Annotated in this window: 19 protein-coding genes and 1 tRNA gene; 7 read left to right on the top strand and 13 right to left on the bottom strand. The window is 44.4% G+C overall.

Annotated elements, in window-relative coordinates:
• Positions 1–25 precede the first annotated feature (25 nt).
• The 4 genes from fsa to GGR07_RS02495 form a co-directional block, all read right to left on the bottom strand.
• Positions 26–682, bottom strand: coding sequence for a fructose-6-phosphate aldolase (gene fsa / locus GGR07_RS02510; protein ID WP_021644368.1), 657 nt, complete (start codon positions 680–682; stop codon positions 26–28).
• Positions 683–724: 42 nt separating this feature from the next.
• Positions 725–2731 carry a type I pullulanase gene (pulA, locus tag GGR07_RS02505; RefSeq protein WP_034543195.1) on the bottom strand — a complete coding sequence of 669 codons (2007 nt, stop codon included), beginning with the start codon at positions 2729–2731 and terminating at the stop codon, positions 725–727.
• Between the two features lie 117 nt (positions 2732–2848).
• Positions 2849–3415, bottom strand: a complete 567-nt coding sequence (gene ruvC, locus GGR07_RS02500; RefSeq protein ID WP_021644366.1) for a crossover junction endodeoxyribonuclease RuvC — start codon at positions 3413–3415, stop codon at positions 2849–2851.
• Complete coding sequence (locus GGR07_RS02495) at positions 3412–3714, bottom strand: DUF4286 family protein (RefSeq protein WP_021644365.1); 303 nt, start codon at positions 3712–3714, stop codon at positions 3412–3414. Before GGR07_RS02495 ends, ruvC begins: the two co-directional genes overlap by 4 nt.
• Positions 3715–3798: 84 nt before the next feature.
• Between GGR07_RS02495 and GGR07_RS02490 the strand changes: the two genes are divergently transcribed.
• A tRNA-Ala gene (locus GGR07_RS02490) sits at positions 3799–3872 on the top strand.
• 1259 nt (positions 3873–5131) lie between these two features.
• Here the strand turns inward: GGR07_RS02490 and GGR07_RS02485 are convergent.
• From GGR07_RS02485 to nusB, 5 genes are read right to left on the bottom strand one after another with little or no spacing between them, the layout of a single operon-like run.
• Positions 5132–5569, bottom strand: coding sequence for a DUF5606 family protein (locus GGR07_RS02485; RefSeq protein ID WP_021644362.1), 438 nt, complete (start codon positions 5567–5569; stop codon positions 5132–5134).
• Positions 5570–5593: 24 nt separating this feature from the next.
• Positions 5594–6211 (bottom strand): dephospho-CoA kinase, encoded by a 618-nt coding sequence (coaE, locus tag GGR07_RS02480; RefSeq protein ID WP_021644361.1) that lies wholly within the window; start codon positions 6209–6211, stop codon positions 5594–5596.
• Positions 6201–7214: a CdaR family protein gene (locus tag GGR07_RS02475; RefSeq protein WP_021644360.1), complete on the bottom strand. Its 1014-nt coding sequence runs from the start codon at positions 7212–7214 to the stop codon at positions 6201–6203. The genes coaE and GGR07_RS02475 overlap by 11 nt, the downstream gene beginning before the upstream one ends.
• A 24-nt stretch (positions 7215–7238) precedes the next feature.
• Positions 7239–7559, bottom strand: coding sequence for a preprotein translocase subunit YajC (yajC, locus tag GGR07_RS02470; RefSeq protein ID WP_021644359.1), 321 nt, complete (start codon positions 7557–7559; stop codon positions 7239–7241).
• Positions 7560–7598: 39 nt separating this feature from the next.
• Entirely contained in the window at positions 7599–8525 is a 927-nt protein-coding gene (gene nusB, locus GGR07_RS02465; RefSeq protein ID WP_021644358.1) for a transcription antitermination factor NusB, read from the bottom strand.
• Positions 8526–8692: 167 nt separating this feature from the next.
• On the opposite strand from nusB, the gene GGR07_RS02460 reads away from it, so the two are divergent.
• The 4 genes from GGR07_RS02460 to GGR07_RS02445 all read left to right on the top strand — a co-directional run bounded on the left by GGR07_RS02460 (position 8693) and on the right by GGR07_RS02445 (position 11025).
• Positions 8693–9064 (top strand): DUF3276 family protein, encoded by a 372-nt coding sequence (locus GGR07_RS02460; RefSeq protein ID WP_021644357.1) that lies wholly within the window; start codon positions 8693–8695, stop codon positions 9062–9064.
• Between the two features lie 134 nt (positions 9065–9198).
• Positions 9199–9789, top strand: a complete 591-nt coding sequence (locus GGR07_RS02455; RefSeq protein ID WP_021644356.1) for a 50S ribosomal protein L25/general stress protein Ctc — start codon at positions 9199–9201, stop codon at positions 9787–9789.
• 130 nt (positions 9790–9919) lie between these two features.
• The gene (gene pth, locus GGR07_RS02450) at positions 9920–10486 is read left to right on the top strand and encodes an aminoacyl-tRNA hydrolase (RefSeq protein WP_034543211.1); all 567 of its coding nucleotides are present in this window, start codon (positions 9920–9922) and stop codon (positions 10484–10486) included.
• Positions 10487–10608: 122 nt separating this feature from the next.
• A complete protein-coding gene (locus GGR07_RS02445) occupies positions 10609–11025 on the top strand; it encodes an RNA-binding S4 domain-containing protein (protein WP_021644354.1) in 417 nt (138 codons plus the stop codon).
• Between the two features lie 295 nt (positions 11026–11320).
• Here GGR07_RS02445 and GGR07_RS02440 read toward each other — a convergent pair whose 3' ends face one another.
• The 4 genes from GGR07_RS02440 to GGR07_RS02425 all read right to left on the bottom strand — a co-directional run bounded on the left by GGR07_RS02440 (position 11321) and on the right by GGR07_RS02425 (position 17541).
• Positions 11321–13573, bottom strand: coding sequence for a cation:proton antiporter (locus tag GGR07_RS02440; RefSeq protein ID WP_021644353.1), 2253 nt, complete (start codon positions 13571–13573; stop codon positions 11321–11323).
• A 6-nt stretch (positions 13574–13579) separates the two neighbouring features.
• Positions 13580–14665 (bottom strand): glycine cleavage system aminomethyltransferase GcvT, encoded by a 1086-nt coding sequence (gene gcvT / locus GGR07_RS02435; protein WP_021644352.1) that lies wholly within the window; start codon positions 14663–14665, stop codon positions 13580–13582.
• A 126-nt stretch (positions 14666–14791) separates the two neighbouring features.
• Complete coding sequence (gene pepT, locus GGR07_RS02430) at positions 14792–16015, bottom strand: peptidase T (RefSeq protein WP_021644351.1); 1224 nt, start codon at positions 16013–16015, stop codon at positions 14792–14794.
• 116 nt (positions 16016–16131) lie between these two features.
• Positions 16132–17541 carry an amidophosphoribosyltransferase gene (locus tag GGR07_RS02425; protein WP_021644350.1) on the bottom strand — a complete coding sequence of 470 codons (1410 nt, stop codon included), beginning with the start codon at positions 17539–17541 and terminating at the stop codon, positions 16132–16134.
• Positions 17542–18083: 542 nt separating this feature from the next.
• On the opposite strand from GGR07_RS02425, the gene GGR07_RS02415 reads away from it, so the two are divergent.
• The gene (locus tag GGR07_RS02415; RefSeq protein ID WP_021644348.1) at positions 18084–18521 is read left to right on the top strand and encodes a hypothetical protein; all 438 of its coding nucleotides are present in this window, start codon (positions 18084–18086) and stop codon (positions 18519–18521) included.
• Positions 18522–18553: 32 nt separating this feature from the next.
• Complete coding sequence (locus GGR07_RS02410) at positions 18554–18748, top strand: hypothetical protein (protein ID WP_147298164.1); 195 nt, start codon at positions 18554–18556, stop codon at positions 18746–18748.
• The last annotated feature ends 8 nt before the right edge of the window (positions 18749–18756 follow it).

Genomic DNA, 18756 nt, shown 5'->3' with positions numbered 1-18756 from the left:
AAGACGCTGTAAAAAAGCAACCGTCTTATCCGTTCACTTTCTTATAGTCTTCCAAAAACTTCTTCAGTCCGGAATCCGTCAACGGATGATTCAGCAGACCCTTGATTGCACTTAGCGGACAAGTAGCCACATCGGCTCCCACCTCCACACACTCCACGATATGCTTCGTGTGACGAATGGAAGCTGCCAGCACCTGCGTCTCGTATCCGTAATAACGGTACATCTCTACGATATCCGCAACCAATGCGATGCCATCCTCAGAGATGTCGTCCAACCGGCCGACGAAAGGCGAAACATAAGTGGCTCCGGCTTTTGCGGCAAGCAAAGCCTGACCTTTGGAGAATACCAACGTGCAATTGGTCCGAATACCTTTCGCCGTAAAGTGCTTGATAGCTTTAATACCATCGGCAATACAGGGAACCTTGACTACGATATGCGGATTGAGGGCAGCAAGTTCCTCTCCCTCGCGAATCATGCCTTCATAATCGGTGGCAATGACTTCCGCGCTGACGTCGCCTTTCACAATCTCGCAGATCTTCACATAATGATCGCGTTGATTCTGAACGCCCTTGATTCCTTCTTTAGCCATCAACGAAGGGTTGGTGGTCACTCCGTCCAATACTCCGAGGTCGTATGCCTCTCTGATTTGCTCCAAGTTGGCTGTGTCGATAAAAAACTTCATAACTTCACTAAATTTATATGGTTAACTGTTTTTGAAATAAAGTCATCTGTACATAATCCAAGCCGATCGCGGCGGGATGCTTATCTTCTCCCCGTTGAAAACGCCCAATCCGCGAAGATCGATCGTGCCATCCCTGCAAACAACGGTATACTTTCCTGCGGGAACCTCCACTTCCGCAAAAGAATCGCGCGCATTGAAGGCTACCACAATCTCCTTCCACGAGTCTCCGTTCGCATGTTCTTTGAGGCGGAAAGCAATCAAGTTGCTTCCCTCGACCGGAAGGAACTCCAGATGTTTCCGCACCTTCTCGGCATCACCCATACGGAAAGCCGAGTGAGACTTTCGCAGCTCGATCAGCCGTTTATAATAAGTATATACATCTTCATGGACAGTCTTGCGCCTCCAGTCGATGGCGTTTACCGCATCGGGGCTTTTATAACTGTTTTCCACCCCCTGTTTGTCGCGCATCACCTCTTCTCCGGCATAAATAAAAGGAATGCCTTGCGACGTAAATACGACTGTCTGGGCCAGTTTATCCAAACGGGCCAACTGTTCGAGGCTGATATCGGGCATCGTCGCCTTCAGCCGATCGGTCAGGCACAGTCCGTCGTGACACGAAACATAACCGATCATCTGTACAGGCTGCTCCGCCCATGCTTCACGGCTGTAGTTCACCGCGTTGCAGTCTACCTGCGGATGCCGAACGGCGCCTGCAATACCGAACTTGACGCTCATCTCCCCTCCCGGAAGTCCGGCAAGGAATGCTCCTTTATGCTTGTCGCCGATGGGACCGCACAAGCCATCGCGCAATTCATCGGAAAAGACCGCGATACCCGGCATGCGGGAGACATTACTCTTCATAGCCAAAGAGTCTGCGGGATACTCCGGAGTTTCCGCCGCCCATCCTTCGCCGTAGATACAAATCGCAGGGTCGACGGCATCGACCGCCTTGCGTATTTCGTTCATCGTCTCGATGTCGTGAATCCCCATCAAGTCGAACCGGAAGCCGTCAATGTGATACTCGTTTATCCAATAAAGCACGGATTCTATCATGAACTTGCGCATCATAGGCCGCTCGCTGGCAGTCTCGTTGCCGCAGCCCGAACCGTTTGCCGGCTTTCCGTCCTTTTTATGCCGGTAGAAATAGCCCGGCACCGTACGCTCAAAGTTACTTTCGGCCGTATTGAACGTATGGTTATATACCACATCCATAATCACTCCGATACCGGCCTTGTGCAACGACTGCACCATTTGCTTGAACTCTTTAATGCGAACTTCGGGACGGTACGGATCGGTCGAATAAGAACCTTCGGGCACATTGTAGTTTTGCGGGTCATACCCCCAGTTATACCGGTTGTCCTCCGTCTTGCTTTCATCGATAGACGCATAATCGAACGAAGGGAGCAGATGAACGTGCGTGACTCCCAGCTCCTTCAGATGGTCGATACCGGTAGACAGACCGTCGGGATTGGTTGTTCCGCGCTCGGTCAGAGCCAAATATTTTCCCCGATGCTTAATTCCCGAAGTGGAATCGATGGAAAAGTCGCGATGGTGCATCTCATAGATAATCATATCCGCAGGAGACTTCAGCAAAGGACGGCGGTCGGCTTCCCATCCTTCGGGATTGGTAGTCCGGAGGTCGATAATAGCCGCGCGTTTGCCGTTTACTCCCACAGCCCTCGCATTGATGCCCGGAGTATCGCCCTGCCACTTATCCTTTATCTTCACGTTAAACGTATAGAATTTCCCCATCAAGTCGCTGTTCACCCTTGCCTGCCAAGTGCCATCCGCTTGCGGTTGCATCTTCACCGTCTGAAAAGCATGTCCGCCTTCGCCCGCCTCGTACAGCATCACCCGTACTTCGTCCGCCGTAGGCGCCCAAAGCGTGAAATCGGTTTGTGCCGGCGTATACTCCATCTCGATGAGGCTTCCCGCACGAACCGGGTAAAGTTCGTAAGAATCATACTCCTTTTTCGCAGGAGAACAACTCATTATCGTCGTCGCCATAGTCACTCCCAATATCGCTAAATAATTTGTTCCTTTCTTCATTTCCACACTCTCTTTCTGTTTCTGATGAGTCTTTGTCTATTGCCTATCCCGTCCATCGGCCTCGCCCCAACCGTTCATGCCCGAAAATCATCTTGTCCGCCCGCTCCATCGGCAGGTTCACTTCACCCGGTCGGGATTCTTCGCAATAAAGTCCTTCCATCCATGGTAACCTTTTTCCACAACCGGCCGCCCCATTTGCAGGAAGTGACAATAAGCAGCCGCCAACGCATCGGTGGCATCCGTAAAAGCGGGCATATCCGCCTTCGGCAAATGCAACATCCGTTGCAACATATCCGCCACTTGCTCTTTCGATGCCTGTCCGTTTCCGGTAATCGCCATCTTAATCTTCAGCGGCGCGTATTCGGCTATGGGGATGTCGCGGCTCAAAGCCACCGCCATCGCTACGCCTTGCGCCCGTCCCAGCTTCAACATCGACTGCACATTCTTTCCGAAGAAAGGAGCTTCGATAGCCAGTTCGTCGGGCAGATAACTTTCGATAATGCTCAACACGCGCTCGTGGATGTGCCGCAACTTGAGATAATGATTGGCAAACTTACGCAAGTCGATGACTCCCATTGCAATCATTTCGGGTTTTGTCCCTGTCACTCTCAGCACCCCGTAACCCATGATTGTGGTGCCCGGGTCAATCCCCAAAATTATCTTTTCTTTTACCGGCTGAATCACTCTACCACCTCCATTAATGTAGGAAACCCTATCACCTTATCTTTAAAAATCTTCGTCAGTTCGCCGTTCAAACGCGCTCCCTGCTCCAAATGCCAGCGATGCAGCAATCCGCTGTTTTCCACTTCCCATTGAAGAGAATAACTGCTTCCTTCGTCACGATGGCTCAATATCCGGCAAAGGCGGGGACTCTTCAACGCTCCGTGAGCCTCTATTTCAGGTATATAACTCTCTTTTATCCAAATCAGGAAATTATCGTGCGCATCATCTTCCACCTGAAAAGTCGTATTATAAATCAACATTTCTACTTTTTTGAAATTTTATTTTCGCAAACATAGCAAATATTTCAGAATATAGCATTATATTTGCGCCATCAAAAAAGAAAAGGGGCGTTAGCTCATCTGGCTAGAGCGTAACACTGGCAGTGTTAAGGTGATCGGTTCGAGTCCGATACGCTCCACAAACTTTAGTGAAATCAGACGGTCGCCATGCAGCGAGAGTTCAATAAGAGAACTGTTCAAAAAAACTCTCTGCATATTCACGCCGCTTCATCTTCTCCAACTCTTTTATTCCCCTATTTTCCGATAACAATATGCGAATTCGAACGGAACCATAGCCGTCAGAAACGGAACTTTCATAGTTCGTTTTGTTTCATCGGTGGGAAACCAAAGTTTCCCCGTGGGGAAACAAAAGTTTCATCAGCGGGAAACAAAAGTTTCCCCAGTGGGAAACTAAAGCTTCATCAGTGGAAAACAAAATCTCCATCAGCAGCAAACAAAAGCTCTATTAGCAGCAGACAAAATCTCCATCAGTAAGAAACAAAGGCTCTATCAGCAGCAAACAAAAGCTCTATCAGCACCAAACAAAAGCTCTATCAGCACCAAACAAAGGCTCTATCAGTGGAAAACAAAAGCTCTATTAGCAGCAAACAAAGGCTCTATTAGCACCAAACAAAGGCTCTATCAGCAACAAACAAAGGCTCTATCAGCAACAAACAAAGAGATAAATAATTGACCATCAAATTTGGAGCCCCCAATATTTATATTTCCTTTCTTGCATACTTCTAAAAAAAGTTCTAATTTTAAGACCTGTTGAGATGTTCACAACAGACTTGAGAATACTGCTTTTATGTGAAAATACTGATACATCATTAACAGAAAACGAAAAAATAAGATATGATGATTTCCGTATCTGTCAATAATACTCATTTCCGGAACAAGTAATTATGAAAAACAATGCTTGGCATAAAATTATGAAATTATTCCTATACTGGAGTTTTTTCGGGATTGTAACAACGTTTCATGGCACTTTTTTCATTCTGATCACAATCGTTTTAGGACTCATAATTATTGGGTTAACAATAAAACAGTTGTTTCTAAAAAGAAAAACCAACAACACACTTTTCAATGATGATGATAAGTTATAAGGTGATTGGTAAAGACGACCGGAGACGTTGAAACGTACTTTTTCAGACTTACGAAAGGAACGGCTGTAAGACAAGGAGATACGTTTAAGAAACAAGTATCTTGGATTTTGCAGATATGAGGACAGTGTTCCGGTCAGTGTGTCCGGTAAAACGGATTTTCAAAGATATACATACAGACGAGGCGCGCCCACCTCTATGGACACGCCTCGCAGTTGTTGATACGAAAGAGAAGATATTTCTTCCCGCAATGAGAAAGATAAAAAACGATACGGGAAATCTCAGCACCTCCCGCCTTACTCTGCCGCTTCCTCTTCAGGAGCAGACTCTTCTTTTTCTTTCAGTTCGAAATCGGTAATACCGTTGGTAACCAAAATATTGTACCACGATATCAGCTTTTTGATATCTCCCGTGTACACCCGGTCACGATCGAAATCGGGCAATACTTCCGCCAAATATTCGCGCAGCTGCTCCGAAGTGGCTTTCTTCTGGTCGACAGAAGCCACAGCTCCGTTTTCTTTCTCCTTCATGGCGCTCAACACATTGGCCAAAGGAACTTCCTCCGTAGTGGTATACATGGCTATATCCGCCAAAGAGATAATTTTTTCAGTCCCGTAAGCGGGAAATCGTTTTTTATCTGCGCTGATCGATTCGACAATCAACATATTTTTTCCTTGCGAAACAAGTTTGTATAATCCCGGTTTGCCCGAGATAGACAAGATAGTCTTCAACATAGTATATTCCTTTTTGTTTATTATTTATTTTTTTGCGGAGCAAAGGTAATGATTATTTTCAGATAGCAAAGAAATAAGCTCCAAAACCTGCGGTATGAGAGGGGTCTCACCATCATTCGTTATCACGAAATCCGCCTGCTTCCTCTTGAGTTCATCGCACATCTGCGAATCGATACGGGCGACGACCTGCTCTCGGGACAATCCGTCGCGTTTCATGGCGCGCGCAATCCTTGCTTCCGGCGGAGCATACACCATCACCACAAAATCCACTTCGCTCTTAAAACCGGCTTCCAGAAGAATGGCTGCTTCCATAGCGACAACAGTTTTTTCACCTTCGTATGAAGAAGCCCACCTGATGAAATCTTCCTTCACGCGAGGATGAACAATGCGGTTCACTCCTTCGGCATGATTCGGTTTTGCGAATAAATAAGATGCCAACAAAGAACGGTTCAATTCTCCGTTTCGAAGAATATCCTGACCGATCAATTCTGATAATTGCCGATGAACGGTATGGTCTGTAGCAATAATCCGCTTCGCTTCCGTATCCGAATCATACACAGGAATTCCCATTATTCTTAGCAATCGGGAAACCACACTCTTTCCACTGCCGATGCCACCTGTAAGTCCTATTTTAGTAACCATCGGAAGAGAGTTGTTCGATCAGGAAATCAACTTGTTCGGGTACGATACGGATTTGAGCGATTCCTTCCGGATACGATTTCAACTTCACTTTATATTTATCTGAACCCGAATTCAACAAATCCTCGTAAGAAACATTAATCATAAAGTCGGTAGAGTCGATACTCCGAAAACGTTTCAAACCGACTTGGAAAGTAACTTGAACCTTCGACGGGAAGGCACGGAACACTTTGTCGGCAGGGAAGTTTACTCCGCGCAAAGGCACTTCAACCGTTTTTTCGGTGTACATATCCACCGGAAACGTCACTTCAACCGTACCGGGAATAAACTTAGCCCCTTTCACAGGCGCCAATGAGAGCTTGCGACTGGTGGTATCCGAGATATTCTCGATCTCGTCCTCCCGCGTATAAGCTGCCGTAATGGTATCCAACACTTCCACAGGTGCATAGACCGACACCGAATCGGGATTATAAATCGTATCGGAAATATAATGTTGAACTCCTGCCGTCACTTTCCCGCGGAAGCGAACCGGCACCAGTTTAGCCTTGCCTACCGAATAAATATAATCCAGCGTATCGGGTTTTATCGAAAGTACTTTTGTAGAAACAGCCAATTGATTGAGTATTTTCTTTTCAAATTCAGACGCATAAATCTTAATATGGTTGTTACGCATTTTATAATCCTGAAAATTCAGATTTATGGGGAAAAAACTCTGCCCCAGCATATAATTCAAAAGCACCGTCCCTTTGTCTCTCAACTTTATGCGAAGTTCGGAAGAAGGCTCGGAGGTCAGCACGACATCGTTCGGCACGTTTTTCATCTGAATAGGGATAGAAAACTCCTTTTCGTAATCATTATTCAAAGTTTGAATCAGCCAAAACGCGGATGCTATCAAGAAGAAAAACAAAAAAATTAAGAACTCCCCACTTGCGTCGCTAAGCAGGAAATCCTTAATTTTTCTGGATGTTTTTAAATACAAATACTTTATTTTCCTACGATCGAACATAGGCTTTTATTTACAAGAGAGAGATTACTTAGACTGAGTGTTGACAGCCGAAGCATCAGCGAAAATAGAATTCTTGTCTATCTTGATCTTTACATTCGAAGCTATTTCAAGCACCACATAGTCATCGGTAATTTCCTTGATGATACCATGAATTCCGCCGGCAGTAATCACCTGCTGATTCACCTGAAGGGCCTTACGGAAATTCGCTATTTCTTTCTGCTTCTTATTTTGAGGACGGATCATAAAAAAATACATGATAACAAACATGGCTATCAGCATAATCCACATCATGCTTCCACCTCCTGCTCCGGCAGGAGCTTGCATTAAGACGATCAATAAGTTCATAAATTATCAGTTTTAGTTTCTATTATATAAACAAAGGTATCAGTTTTTGATTAACTTTCCCTCTTTTTTCAATTGATTAACTATTCCGTCCAGAGTGCCATTGATAAAACTGCCGCTCTTCAATGTGCTGTAAAGTTTGGCAATCTCCACATACTCATTCAACGAAACGCTGACGGGGATATTGGGGAAACTCAATATTTCCGCCAAAGCTGTCTGCATAATGACAATATCCATAAAAGCGATACGGTCTAAGTCCCAGTTCTTCGTATTCTCGCTGATAAGATGGCGGTAATAGTCGGAATTCAACAAAGTACGGCGAAACAAACGGCGTGCGAACTCTTGATCTTCTTCATCCTTAAATTCCGGAAGCAACTCCTGATCGGCGCCGTTTTTAGGGTCGAAACGTTTGATTGTTTTTAGCACAAACGTATCCACAATTTCTTTATCGTCATTCCAGTATAAGCTTTGGTCTTCCAACAACTGGTCAAGAGATTCATTATTGAAAATACAGGTTTTATAGAGCTTTCTCCACAGTTCGCGGTCGACTTCATAAGAATGGTCGTCCGAAGCCATATATTCCTTATACACATCCGTCTCCACTATTTTCTCATAAAGTTCCTTGATAAACCCCTGATCGTTTGTCCACGTCCTCTTCTGGCTGTTGACAAACTCGATCAGTTGTTTATTGACTTCTAACTGTGCAACAAATTTGTTATCGACAAACCTCGTATTGGGATGCAGTTCTTCTTTGGTGGGTGCTAATTTAGCTTTTGCCGCATCTATGCGTTTCTGTGCGTACTCCGTCAATGCTATCATCAGCATAAGCAAATAATTATAAAGGTCGTATGCCTTCGAAAGGCTGAAGAATAACTCCTTCTCCGCTGAGTCTAAATTTTTGCTACCATTCTGATAATAGGCATATACAATCTGTATAATTTTAAGACGAATAAGAACTCTGTTGATCATAATTCAATTAATACTGTTATTTTGAACTGCAAAAGTAGATATTTTTAGTGATTTTCCATTATGAAATCACATTTTTTTAATGCTGCGTTTCATTCTCTACCCGTTTTCTTTTGACAGTTTAAAAAAAATATCCAATTTTGAGGCCGATTATAAACGGACCGAAATTTATGGAAGATTTAAAAAAGAAAATGAATGCTGACATGAACGACAAGGAGATTGTTTTTTCCAAGTCTATTAAAGCCGGGAAACGTATTTATTATCTTGATGTAAAGAAGAATCGCAAAGATGAAATGTTTCTGGCTATTACTGAGAGTAAGAAGATAGTGACGGGAGAAGGTGACGAGTCACAGGTAAGCTTCGAAAAACACAAGATTTTCTTATATAAAGAAGATTTCTCGAAGTTCATGTCCGGTTTGGCAGAGGTTATCGAATTCATCAATCTTCGACAAGAAGGAGAAGAAGAGATAGCAGAAAGTCCGAAAAAAGAGGTACAGAGTGGAGAACTTGACAATGAAATAAAGATCGATATCGACTTTTAAAACGCCTATCCTTTGATATTTCAAAAAGAAGCCGTATTTTTGCACCGCTTTTTGCACATCGTGTGATAATCCACATCGTGTGATGGTGAATTAAGCAAACTAACTTAATTTAGAGTAACACAAAAAAATTAGAAATGAAATCTATTGAAGTAAAAGGAACTGCAAGAGCTATTGCAGAACGCTCTTCGGAACAAGCAAGAGCTTTGAAGGAAATTCGTAAAAACGGCGGTGTACCTTGCGTACTTTACGGGAAGGGAGAAACCGTTCATTTCACAGTAGCCAACGAAGGGCTTCGCAATCTGGTTTACACTCCGCACATCTATGTCGTAAACTTGGATATCGACGGCGAAAAGGTAAACGCCATTCTGAAAGACATTCAATTCCATCCTGTAAAAGACAACATTCTGCACGTAGACTTCTATCAAATCGACGAAGTTAAGCCTATCGTCATTGAAGTGCCCGTACAATTGGAAGGTTTGGCAGAAGGTGTGAAAGCCGGTGGTAAATTGGCTTTGCAAATGCGCAAAATCAAAGTGAAGGCTCCATACAAAGCAATTCCTGAGAAGTTGACAATCAACGTTTCTCACCTGGGACTGGGTAAAACCATCAAAGTGGGCGAACTGAGCTTCGAAGGCTTGGAACTGATGAGCGCAAAAGACGCGGTAGTATGTGCCGTTAAGCTGACTCGTGCAGCAAGAGGAGCCGCAGCCGCTGCAAGCAAGTAATCTGAGAGAATTCTTGTAAAAATCATAGTAAGACGCAAATCGATGCAGATTAAAGCAGATGTTTATTCTGCATTAGTCTGCATTGATTTGCGTTTTTTCTTTATCCCGAATAAACAGCAAAAGACTAATGATCAAATATCTGATTGTAGGACTGGGAAATATTGGCCCCGAGTATCATGAGACTCGCCACAACATAGGTTTTATGACGGTGGACGCATTAGCGAAAGCCAACAATGCTGCTCCTTTCGTTGACAAACGATACGGATTCACAACTTCCTTTTCAATCAAAGGCCGACTGCTCATCCTTCTTAAACCCTCTACCTTTATGAACCTGAGTGGCTTGGCACTTCGTTACTGGATGCAGAAAGAAAATATTCCTTTGGAGAACGTGCTGGTCGTGGTAGACGACATAGCGTTGCCCTTCGGCTCTCTCCGGCTTAAAGGAAAAGGAAGCGATGCCGGGCACAACGGCCTGAAACATATTGCAGCGACCTTAGGTACTCAAAATTATGCCCGGTTGCGCTTCGGTATCGGGAATGGTTTTCTCAAGGGCGGACAAGTGGATTATGTACTGGGACATTTCAGCGATGAGGACCGGAAGATAATGGATGAAAGGCTGGCAGAAGCCGGAGAAATCATCAAGAGCTTTTGTCTGGCCGGCATAAACATCACGATGAACCAATTTAACAAGAAATAATGACAGACCTCGATAAGGGGTTTCGGGGACATTCGAGCAGGAGGACAAGAGCCCGCAAAAAATAACGGAGACGCTCTATCAGACAACCTACTGTAAGAGTCTTTAATCATTTTAACCAAGAGATGGCAGAAGCAAGAATTGACAAATGGATGTGGGCGGTACGCATTTTCAAAACGCGCACCATTGCCGCCGAAGCATGTAAAAAAGGACGTGTTTCAATGAACGGATCGCAAATCAAACCTTCGCGGATGATTAAACCCGGCGATATTATCCAAGTCAGGAAACCGCCTGTAACCTATTCGTTTAAAGTATTACAGCCCATTGAAAAAAGGGTTGGCGCCAAACTTGTGCCCGAAATGATGGAAAACGTCACCACACCCGATCAATACGAATTGTTGGAAATGAGTAAGATCAGCGGATTCGTTGATCGCGCACGAGGAACCGGACGACCGACTAAGAAAGACCGCCGCAGCCTGGACGAGTTCACGACACCGGAATTTATGGACGAATTCGATTTCGACTTTGATTTCGATGAATAACCGAACAATCGGCTCCGGTAACCGGGGTAGTACATCCCATTTCTCCAAGAGAATACGATAATCCGCATTTTCCAGCCATAGTTCGTCCATCATCAAACATTCCAAAAAGATATCAGAAAGATATATCGGAGAAACATCCCCTCCGGAAGTTTACAGGCTGTTCTTGAACCTCTCCGGATTGCGCTGCAAAACGTTCAAGACAGATCGATATTCTGTCGACATCGAGTAAGAAATCAATATGCGGAAAATCAACAGTCTTATTTTTTATTCTGTATAAATTCTAACGGATTCTCCCTTATTTGTGCAAGAATAACCTATATATATCTTCTTTTTCACCCACTACCCAAACCACATCGCCTCGCTCGAAGGGAGCGTTTACGTCGGGGCTCATAAGTACTCCGTCCTCACTTTCCACGCCGGCAACCAAACAACGGAACTTATCGCGTATCCCCGAATTCCGAACAGTTTTACCCAAGAAAATGGAGTTTTCGTCAATTAAAAGCTGCTTCAACACCATTTCACTTTTTTCATACACATCAGTATCGATGGCCGCCCCGCGAGACATCGCTTCGCTAAATACATTTAGCAATTCGTCGGTACCTATCACTTGGATTTTATCGAAAGGGAAAAGGCGAACCGAGCCTCCCGGAATATTTATTCTCCTTTTTCCACGAAGTATTGAAACAATATGAATACCGTATTTCTTACCCAAATTCAAGTCTGTCAGCATTTTCCCCGCCCAAGGCGATTCACCCGGTATTTCCATATCTGCCAGATGCAGATCGTGCGACAGTAAGTGTCCTGCGTAAGCCGGCTTCTTTTCTCCTAAATATTCGGCGCGTATCTCTCTGGAACGCAGATTCTGGAAAAATCGCCGTTCAATCAATATAGACTGCTTTTTCAACTGCCTCGACCATATCATAAGCAAAACCGCCAGTACGGTAACACCGATCATCAACCCGACAGATGCCTTAAACAGACCTGCTATGACAAAAGCGACAAACAAAGCTGCTATCACCACCCTAATAACAATGGTAGCGATAAGAGGCGCCCGATTGGCCCGATTGTCATGCCACAAAGTCGTAAACTCGACCGAACGGTTTTTCTTTACCATAATGGCACGCAGGAAAGGCGAAATACAAAGAATAATAAAAAATGCTCCCAAGAGCGAAGCCCAAAAGTGAGGTAAGCTATTCTTAAACAATGGAATAACAAAACGGAAAGAAAGGGTAATAATGGAAATGCTGACAATGGAATAAACCACCGTAATACGTGTCATCGCCAAGAGCAAGCTTTTCCACAGACTTTCATGATTGAGTACGGTTTGCGCCCCTGGAGAGTAACGCTTCAACATTCTTTGCCAAGATACCGGCAAATGGGTATCAATGAAAGTAGAGACCGGATCGGCTATACGAATCATGTATGGAGTAAGAAATGTGGTAATGACAGAAACTGCAACTACCACAGGATACAGAAAGTCACTCGTTACTTGTAAAGAAACCCCAAGAGAAGCAATAATAAAAGCAAACTCCCCGATCTGGGTTAAACTGAAGCCGCACTGCATAGCTGTCTTCAGAGGCTTCCCTGATAAAATTACTCCCAACGTTCCGAAGATGGCTTGTCCCAGAATCACTGCAACAGTTATCACAAAAATAGGTAACGCATATTTTATGATCATTTCCGGATCTACCATCATTCCAACAGAAACAAAGAAAATAGCGCCGAAAAGATCTTTCACGGGCTTTACCAACCGTTCGATAGACTCCGCTTCAATCGTTTCGGCCAAAATAGACCCCATGATGAACGCCCCGAAGGCTGCAGAGAATCCGGTATGTGCAGCCAACACCACCATACCGAAGCAAAGCGCCAACGATGTAATCAGCAGAGTCTCCTCACTCATCAGCTTTCTGGCACGCCTTAAGAGTAAAGGAATAAGATAAATGCCAACAACAAACCATAATATAAGGAAAAATACCAGTTTTGCAACACTTTCCAGCATTTCAGTACCTTCAAAATGTTGGCTGGCCGCCATTGTAGAAAGCATCACCATCAAAACGATAGCCAGAATATCTTCCAAAATCAGAATCCCCAGAACAAGCCCCGTAAACTGCTTTTTTCTCAATCCCAAATCATCAAAGGCCTTGTATATAATAGTAGTGGAAGACATCGCAATCATGCCGCCCAGAAAAAGACAATCCATGCGATGCCAACCAAAGCCCATTCCCACACCGATACCCAGAAAAATCATGCAGAAGATAATCGTACAGGCGGCTATGATAGCAGAGCCGCCTACTTTGACAATCTTTTTAAAACTAAACTCCAGACCGAGAGCGAACAGCAAAAATATAACACCGATATCCGCCCATATCTTGATATTCGCAGTATCCATTACTGAAGGCGTAAAAGGCATATGAGGACTTGCCAGAAAACCAGCGACCACGTACCCCAACACCAAGGGTTGTTTCAACTTTTTAAACAGCAATGTCATGACCCCTGCGCATATTAAGATCAGCGCAAGATCGGCTATGAGTGCAGGCAAATGAGACATATAGTTTTATTTTCTGAAAGGAGGCTTCACTACTACTACTTTTAATTTCCGGCCACGCAGGTCAATGCAGAGTTCTGTTCCCGCCTTACTGTATTCGGGCTTCACATAGCCCAGTCCGATTCCTATTTTCCGGGTCGGAGACATGGTTCCGGAGGTTACGACTCCGATTTTATCCCCTTCGGCATTTACCAAATCGTAATCTTTACGAGGGATTCCGCGATCGATCATTTCGAACCCGACAAGCTTGCGCGCAACTCCTTCTGCTTTCTGTTTCTCCAGCATCGGGCGATTGATAAAATTCTTGCCTTCCACAAACTTTGTGATCCAACCCAATCCGGCTTCTATCGGCGAAGTGGTGTCATCCAGATCGTTGCCGTACAGACAGAATCCCATTTCGAGGCGCAATGTGTCGCGGCAACCCAAGCCTACGGGTTTTATGCCATACTCTTCGCCGGCTTCAAAAACAGCATTCCATATTTTATCGGCAGCATCGGGATAGAAGTATAGTTCAAAACCTCCCGCGCCCGTATATCCGGTATTGGAAACGATCACATTCTTCTCTCCGGCAAATTCGACTACCTTGAACGTGTAATAAGGTATGGATGCCAAGTCAACGTCCGTCAGTTTTTGCAAAGCCAGAATTGCCTTAGGACCCTGCACAGCAAGTTGCGCCATGCGATCCGAAGCGTTTTCCAGCTCCGCGCCCTCCGTATTATGAGCAACGCACCAATCCCAGTCTTTCCGGATATTGGCGGCATTCACCACCAACATATACTTCTCCGGCTCGTACTGGTACACCAGCAAGTCGTCTACGATTCCGCCTTTATCATTGGGGAAACATGTATATTGCACCTTGCCGGACGCAAGGGCGGAAACATCGTTCGATGTAATCTTCTGCAGGAAAGCCAGCGCATTCGGTCCTTTCACCCAAAACTCTCCCATATGCGACACATCAAACACGCCTACGTCCTGACAAACCGTCAAATGTTCGTCGATGATACCGGAATATTCGATAGGCATGTTGTAGCCTGCAAATTCGTGCATTTTTGCGCCGAGCGCAATATGCTTCTCTGTAAACGGAGTGATTTTCATGATTTAAGTTTTTTAATTTTTGATTTTTAAGTTTATCTCATTGTTGCCAGGTATCTTTATTACCGGCAAACAAACGGAACGCTGCCCCGAAACGCCGGAAAGCATCCCGTCCTACATTGTTCGCTATCAGCGGGCAGCTACCAGTTCGGCTATTTTCACGATCACTGCCATTGCTTTTTCCATGCTTTGCACGGGAATGAATTCGTAGCGCCCGTGAAAGTTCAGCCCCCCGGCAAAAATATTCGGACAAGGCAAACCTTTGAAAGAAAGTTGGGCGCCGTCCGTACCTCCCCGGATCGGTTTCACGTTCGGCCTCACACCAACCGCCTCCATCGCCGCGAAAGCGACATCGATGATGTGCATCACCGGCTCAATCTTCTCGCGCATATTATAATACTGGTCGCGCATCTCCAGAGTAGCCGTTGCTTCTCCGTACTCGGCATTGATCCGGGCAACGAATCGCTCCATTTCTTTCTTGCGATGTTCGAACTTATCACGGTCGTGGTCGCGGATAATATAACTTACCGTACTTTGTTCCACTTCGCCCTGAACACCGATGAGATGATAAAATCCTTCATAACCGGAAGTATGTTCGGGAGCTTCCTGCGCAGGCACCATCTCAATGAAACGCTGGGCGATCCGGATGGAGTTGATCATCTTGTTTTTTGCATAACCGGGATGTACGTTACGTCCTTGAAAGACTATTTTAGCAGAGGCGGCATTGAAGTTTTCGAACTCCAACTCCCCTACTTCACCGCCATCCATCGTATACGCCCATTCGCAACCGAACTTTTCCACATCGAACTTATGCGCACCCAAACCGATTTCTTCATCGGGATTAAAACCGACACGTATTTTCCCGTGTTTAATCTCCGGATGTTCCTTCAGAAACTCCATAGCCGATATGATTTCGGCAATTCCCGCTTTATCGTCGGCTCCGAGCAGCGTTTTGCCATCGGTCACAATCAAATCCTCTCCCTTATGGGCAAGCAATTCGGGGAACTGCGCAGGAGAAAGAACGATATTCCCTTCTGCGGAAAGAAGAATATCGGTGCCGTCATAGTTTTCGACAATGCGCGGAGAAACATCCTTGCCCGTCATGTCAGGGCTGGTATCCATGTGAGAAATAAATCCGATGACAGGAACTTCTTTCTCAATGTTGGAGGGCAGAGTGGCAAACAGATAGCCGTGTTCATCCAGCGTTATTTCTTCCAGGCCCAAAGACTCCAGTTCGGCTTTCAGATATTCGGCAAACACCATTTGCTTGGGCGTACTGGGAGTAACGCCAGTCGACTCGTCAGACTGCGTATCGAAGCTTACATACTTTAAAAATCTATCTACTAATTTCATATGATTTACTAATTAACAATTAATCGCTTACAATATTTTACAATGGCGTAAAGTTAATAAAAGAGCCGTGAACTGACAAGCAATTCACGGCTCTTTTTTTATAATGAGGGCTCTTGCTAAAAGTAGCTGCTGCCGTCGAAACAGTGTGTGCATACTTTGCATTTAGGAAGGCCTATTGCTTCTATCAAAGTTTCCAATGTATTGAACTTTAATGTAGTAAGTCCGAACCGCTCTGCGATAATATCCACCATTCTTTTATATTCAGGTGAATCGGTCGTTACATATTTCTCAAGATTTTTGTTCTCGTCTCCTTCCAGCTCTTTGATTATCCGGCGCGTAATCAGTTCCAGCGCATTCTTCGAAGCCGTAAATCCCAAGAACGGGCAAGCATATATCAAAGGCGGGCAGGCAATGCGCATGTGAATTTCTTTCGCTCCGCAATCGTACAACACCTTAACGTTATCGTGCAACTGTGTTCCCCGAACGATGGAGTCGTCGCAAAACAGCAAACGTTTGCCCTGCAACATCGAGCGATTCGGTATGAGTTTCATTTTGGCCACAAGCGATCGGAGTTCCTGAGTCCCCGGCGTAAAGCTGCGGGGCCACGTAGGTGTATATTTCGAGATGGCCCGATGATACGGGATACCTTTTCCTTCGGCATATCCCAGCGCCATACCGACTCCGGAATCGGGAATGCCGCAAGCGCAATCCACCTCCGATTCGTCTTTTTTCCCCATCTTTACGCCGCTGTTGAAACGTACCTCTTCCACATTAATTCCTTCATAGCATGAAGTAGGAAAGCCGTAATACACCCAAAGGAAAGAACAAATCTGCATTTCCTCTCCGGGCTTTCGGAGTTGCTCCACGCGATCGGAATAAAGACGGACAATCTCTCCCGGTCCCAGAAACTTCTCTATTTCATAGTCGAGATTCGGGAAACAGGTCGACTCGCTGGAAGCGGCATACGCCCCTTCTTTCTTTCCGACTACGACGGGCGTGCGCCCCAAGCGGTCGCGGGCTGCGATCACGCTGCCGTCTTCGGTCAGTAGAAGCATGGAGCACGAGCCTTTGATGTGCTTGAAAACATTCTCGATGCCTTCTACGAAAGTTTTCCCCTGAATGATGAGCAAAGCTACCAGTTCCGTAGGATTGGTATTTCCCATACTCAGCTCCGCAAAGTGCATGTTCTTCTTCAGCAACTCCTCTTCCAGTTCCGCAAGATTGGCTATTTTGGCCACAGTAACAATGGCGAATCGTCCCAGATGAGAGTTGATAACGATAGGTTGCGCGTCTGTGTCACTAATGATACCGATGCCGGCATTCCCTTTAAATTCGGAGAGTTCTCCTTCAAACTTAGAACGAAAATACGAACTTTCCAGATTATGAATGGAGCGGATAAATCCCTGTTCCTCACTATACGTTGCAAGTCCTCCCCGCTTGGTTCCCAGATGCGAATTATAATCTGTGCCGTAAAATAAATCAGTCACGCAGTTTTTTTTCGAGACTGTTCCGAAAAAACCTCCCATGTTGTTTGTCCCTCTTGGTTATATTTTCAATATCCTCGTAAAATGATATTTTTTTAAAAAAAGATGGTGCAAAAGTATAAAAAAGAAATTGTCCTGTAAAAAAGTAATCCGCGAAGTTTCAGATTTTTCGCTCAGTTTTTTCACATCAAAGAAAAGAAATAAAGAATTTAGCATCAAAATGGAAGAAAAACCAAATATTTACGTACGTTTTCTTGCAAATTTCTAGAAAAAATCCTATTTTCGAGATCTATATAAGAAGTGTAGCAATGTAGATGATATTTTTTTGTTGCATCGAGTATCATTAAAGTTTGAATATTAATCAATAGTAGAAAAAATATGAGGAGCACTCAAAAAACTGATCATAGCAATGGCAAACCTCTTCGGTTTGGTCGATGAGGATATCTATGATGTTATGATTAACAGATCGGATGAGATGAACCATATCTACGATATTTGCAAATTAAAACTAGCAGGTTGAACTTGCGAAACTTGAATCAATAAAGGACTAAATCTTTTATTTCTATATTGTTTAATTCAAATTTATGCATCATAAAAAGAAAATGTTATTATTGCTCTTAATTACAGTTTGTTGTGCTTGTGATAACTCTGAGCATTCAATTTTGGATAATGTTCAACTTGAAGTGAATAGCATTGCTCAAATGTTTCAAACTTTCAATGATTCTCTTCTCAACGCACCCCATTCTTCAACTGATTATGTCTCAACTAGAGGTTTCTGGGATTCATTTAAAAAAGCGTTAATTGTTACCGGGGCTGACATTGCGGGTGCAGGTTCAGGTATTTCGGCAACGAAAGAAATTGCAGGATTAATAGGGATAGCGACTGGAGGTACAGGTGGGGTTGTTGCCTGTGCTGTAGGAGGAATTATATGCGGAGCAGGTGCTTCTTTTGCTGCTTTTGATGCTGTTGCCAATAAAGCCTCTATATCAAACTTTTCTTCTAGATTACTTATATTAAATTGAACTTTCCTGAAAAATTCAAATATATTAATATTATGGGCGGCTTACATAATTCAATCTTAGAATATACAAATGAAACTCCAGCTATCATTACGAGATGCTCAACAACGACCAATCCGGCAATACAGCTGGACAATGAAACTCTTTTGGTACAAGAAAGCCTTCAAACTACTACAAATGTAGTTTCTAATGATTATCAGAAAATGGAAAGTGCAGTATTAAAAAAATGAGCAGTTTT

This window comes from Bacteroides pyogenes, from assembly GCF_014196225.1.
Classification (GTDB): domain Bacteria; phylum Bacteroidota; class Bacteroidia; order Bacteroidales; family Bacteroidaceae; genus Bacteroides; species Bacteroides pyogenes_A.
Note: the sequence above shows the minus strand (reverse complement) of the source record. Positions and strands in the feature narration are given on the sequence as shown.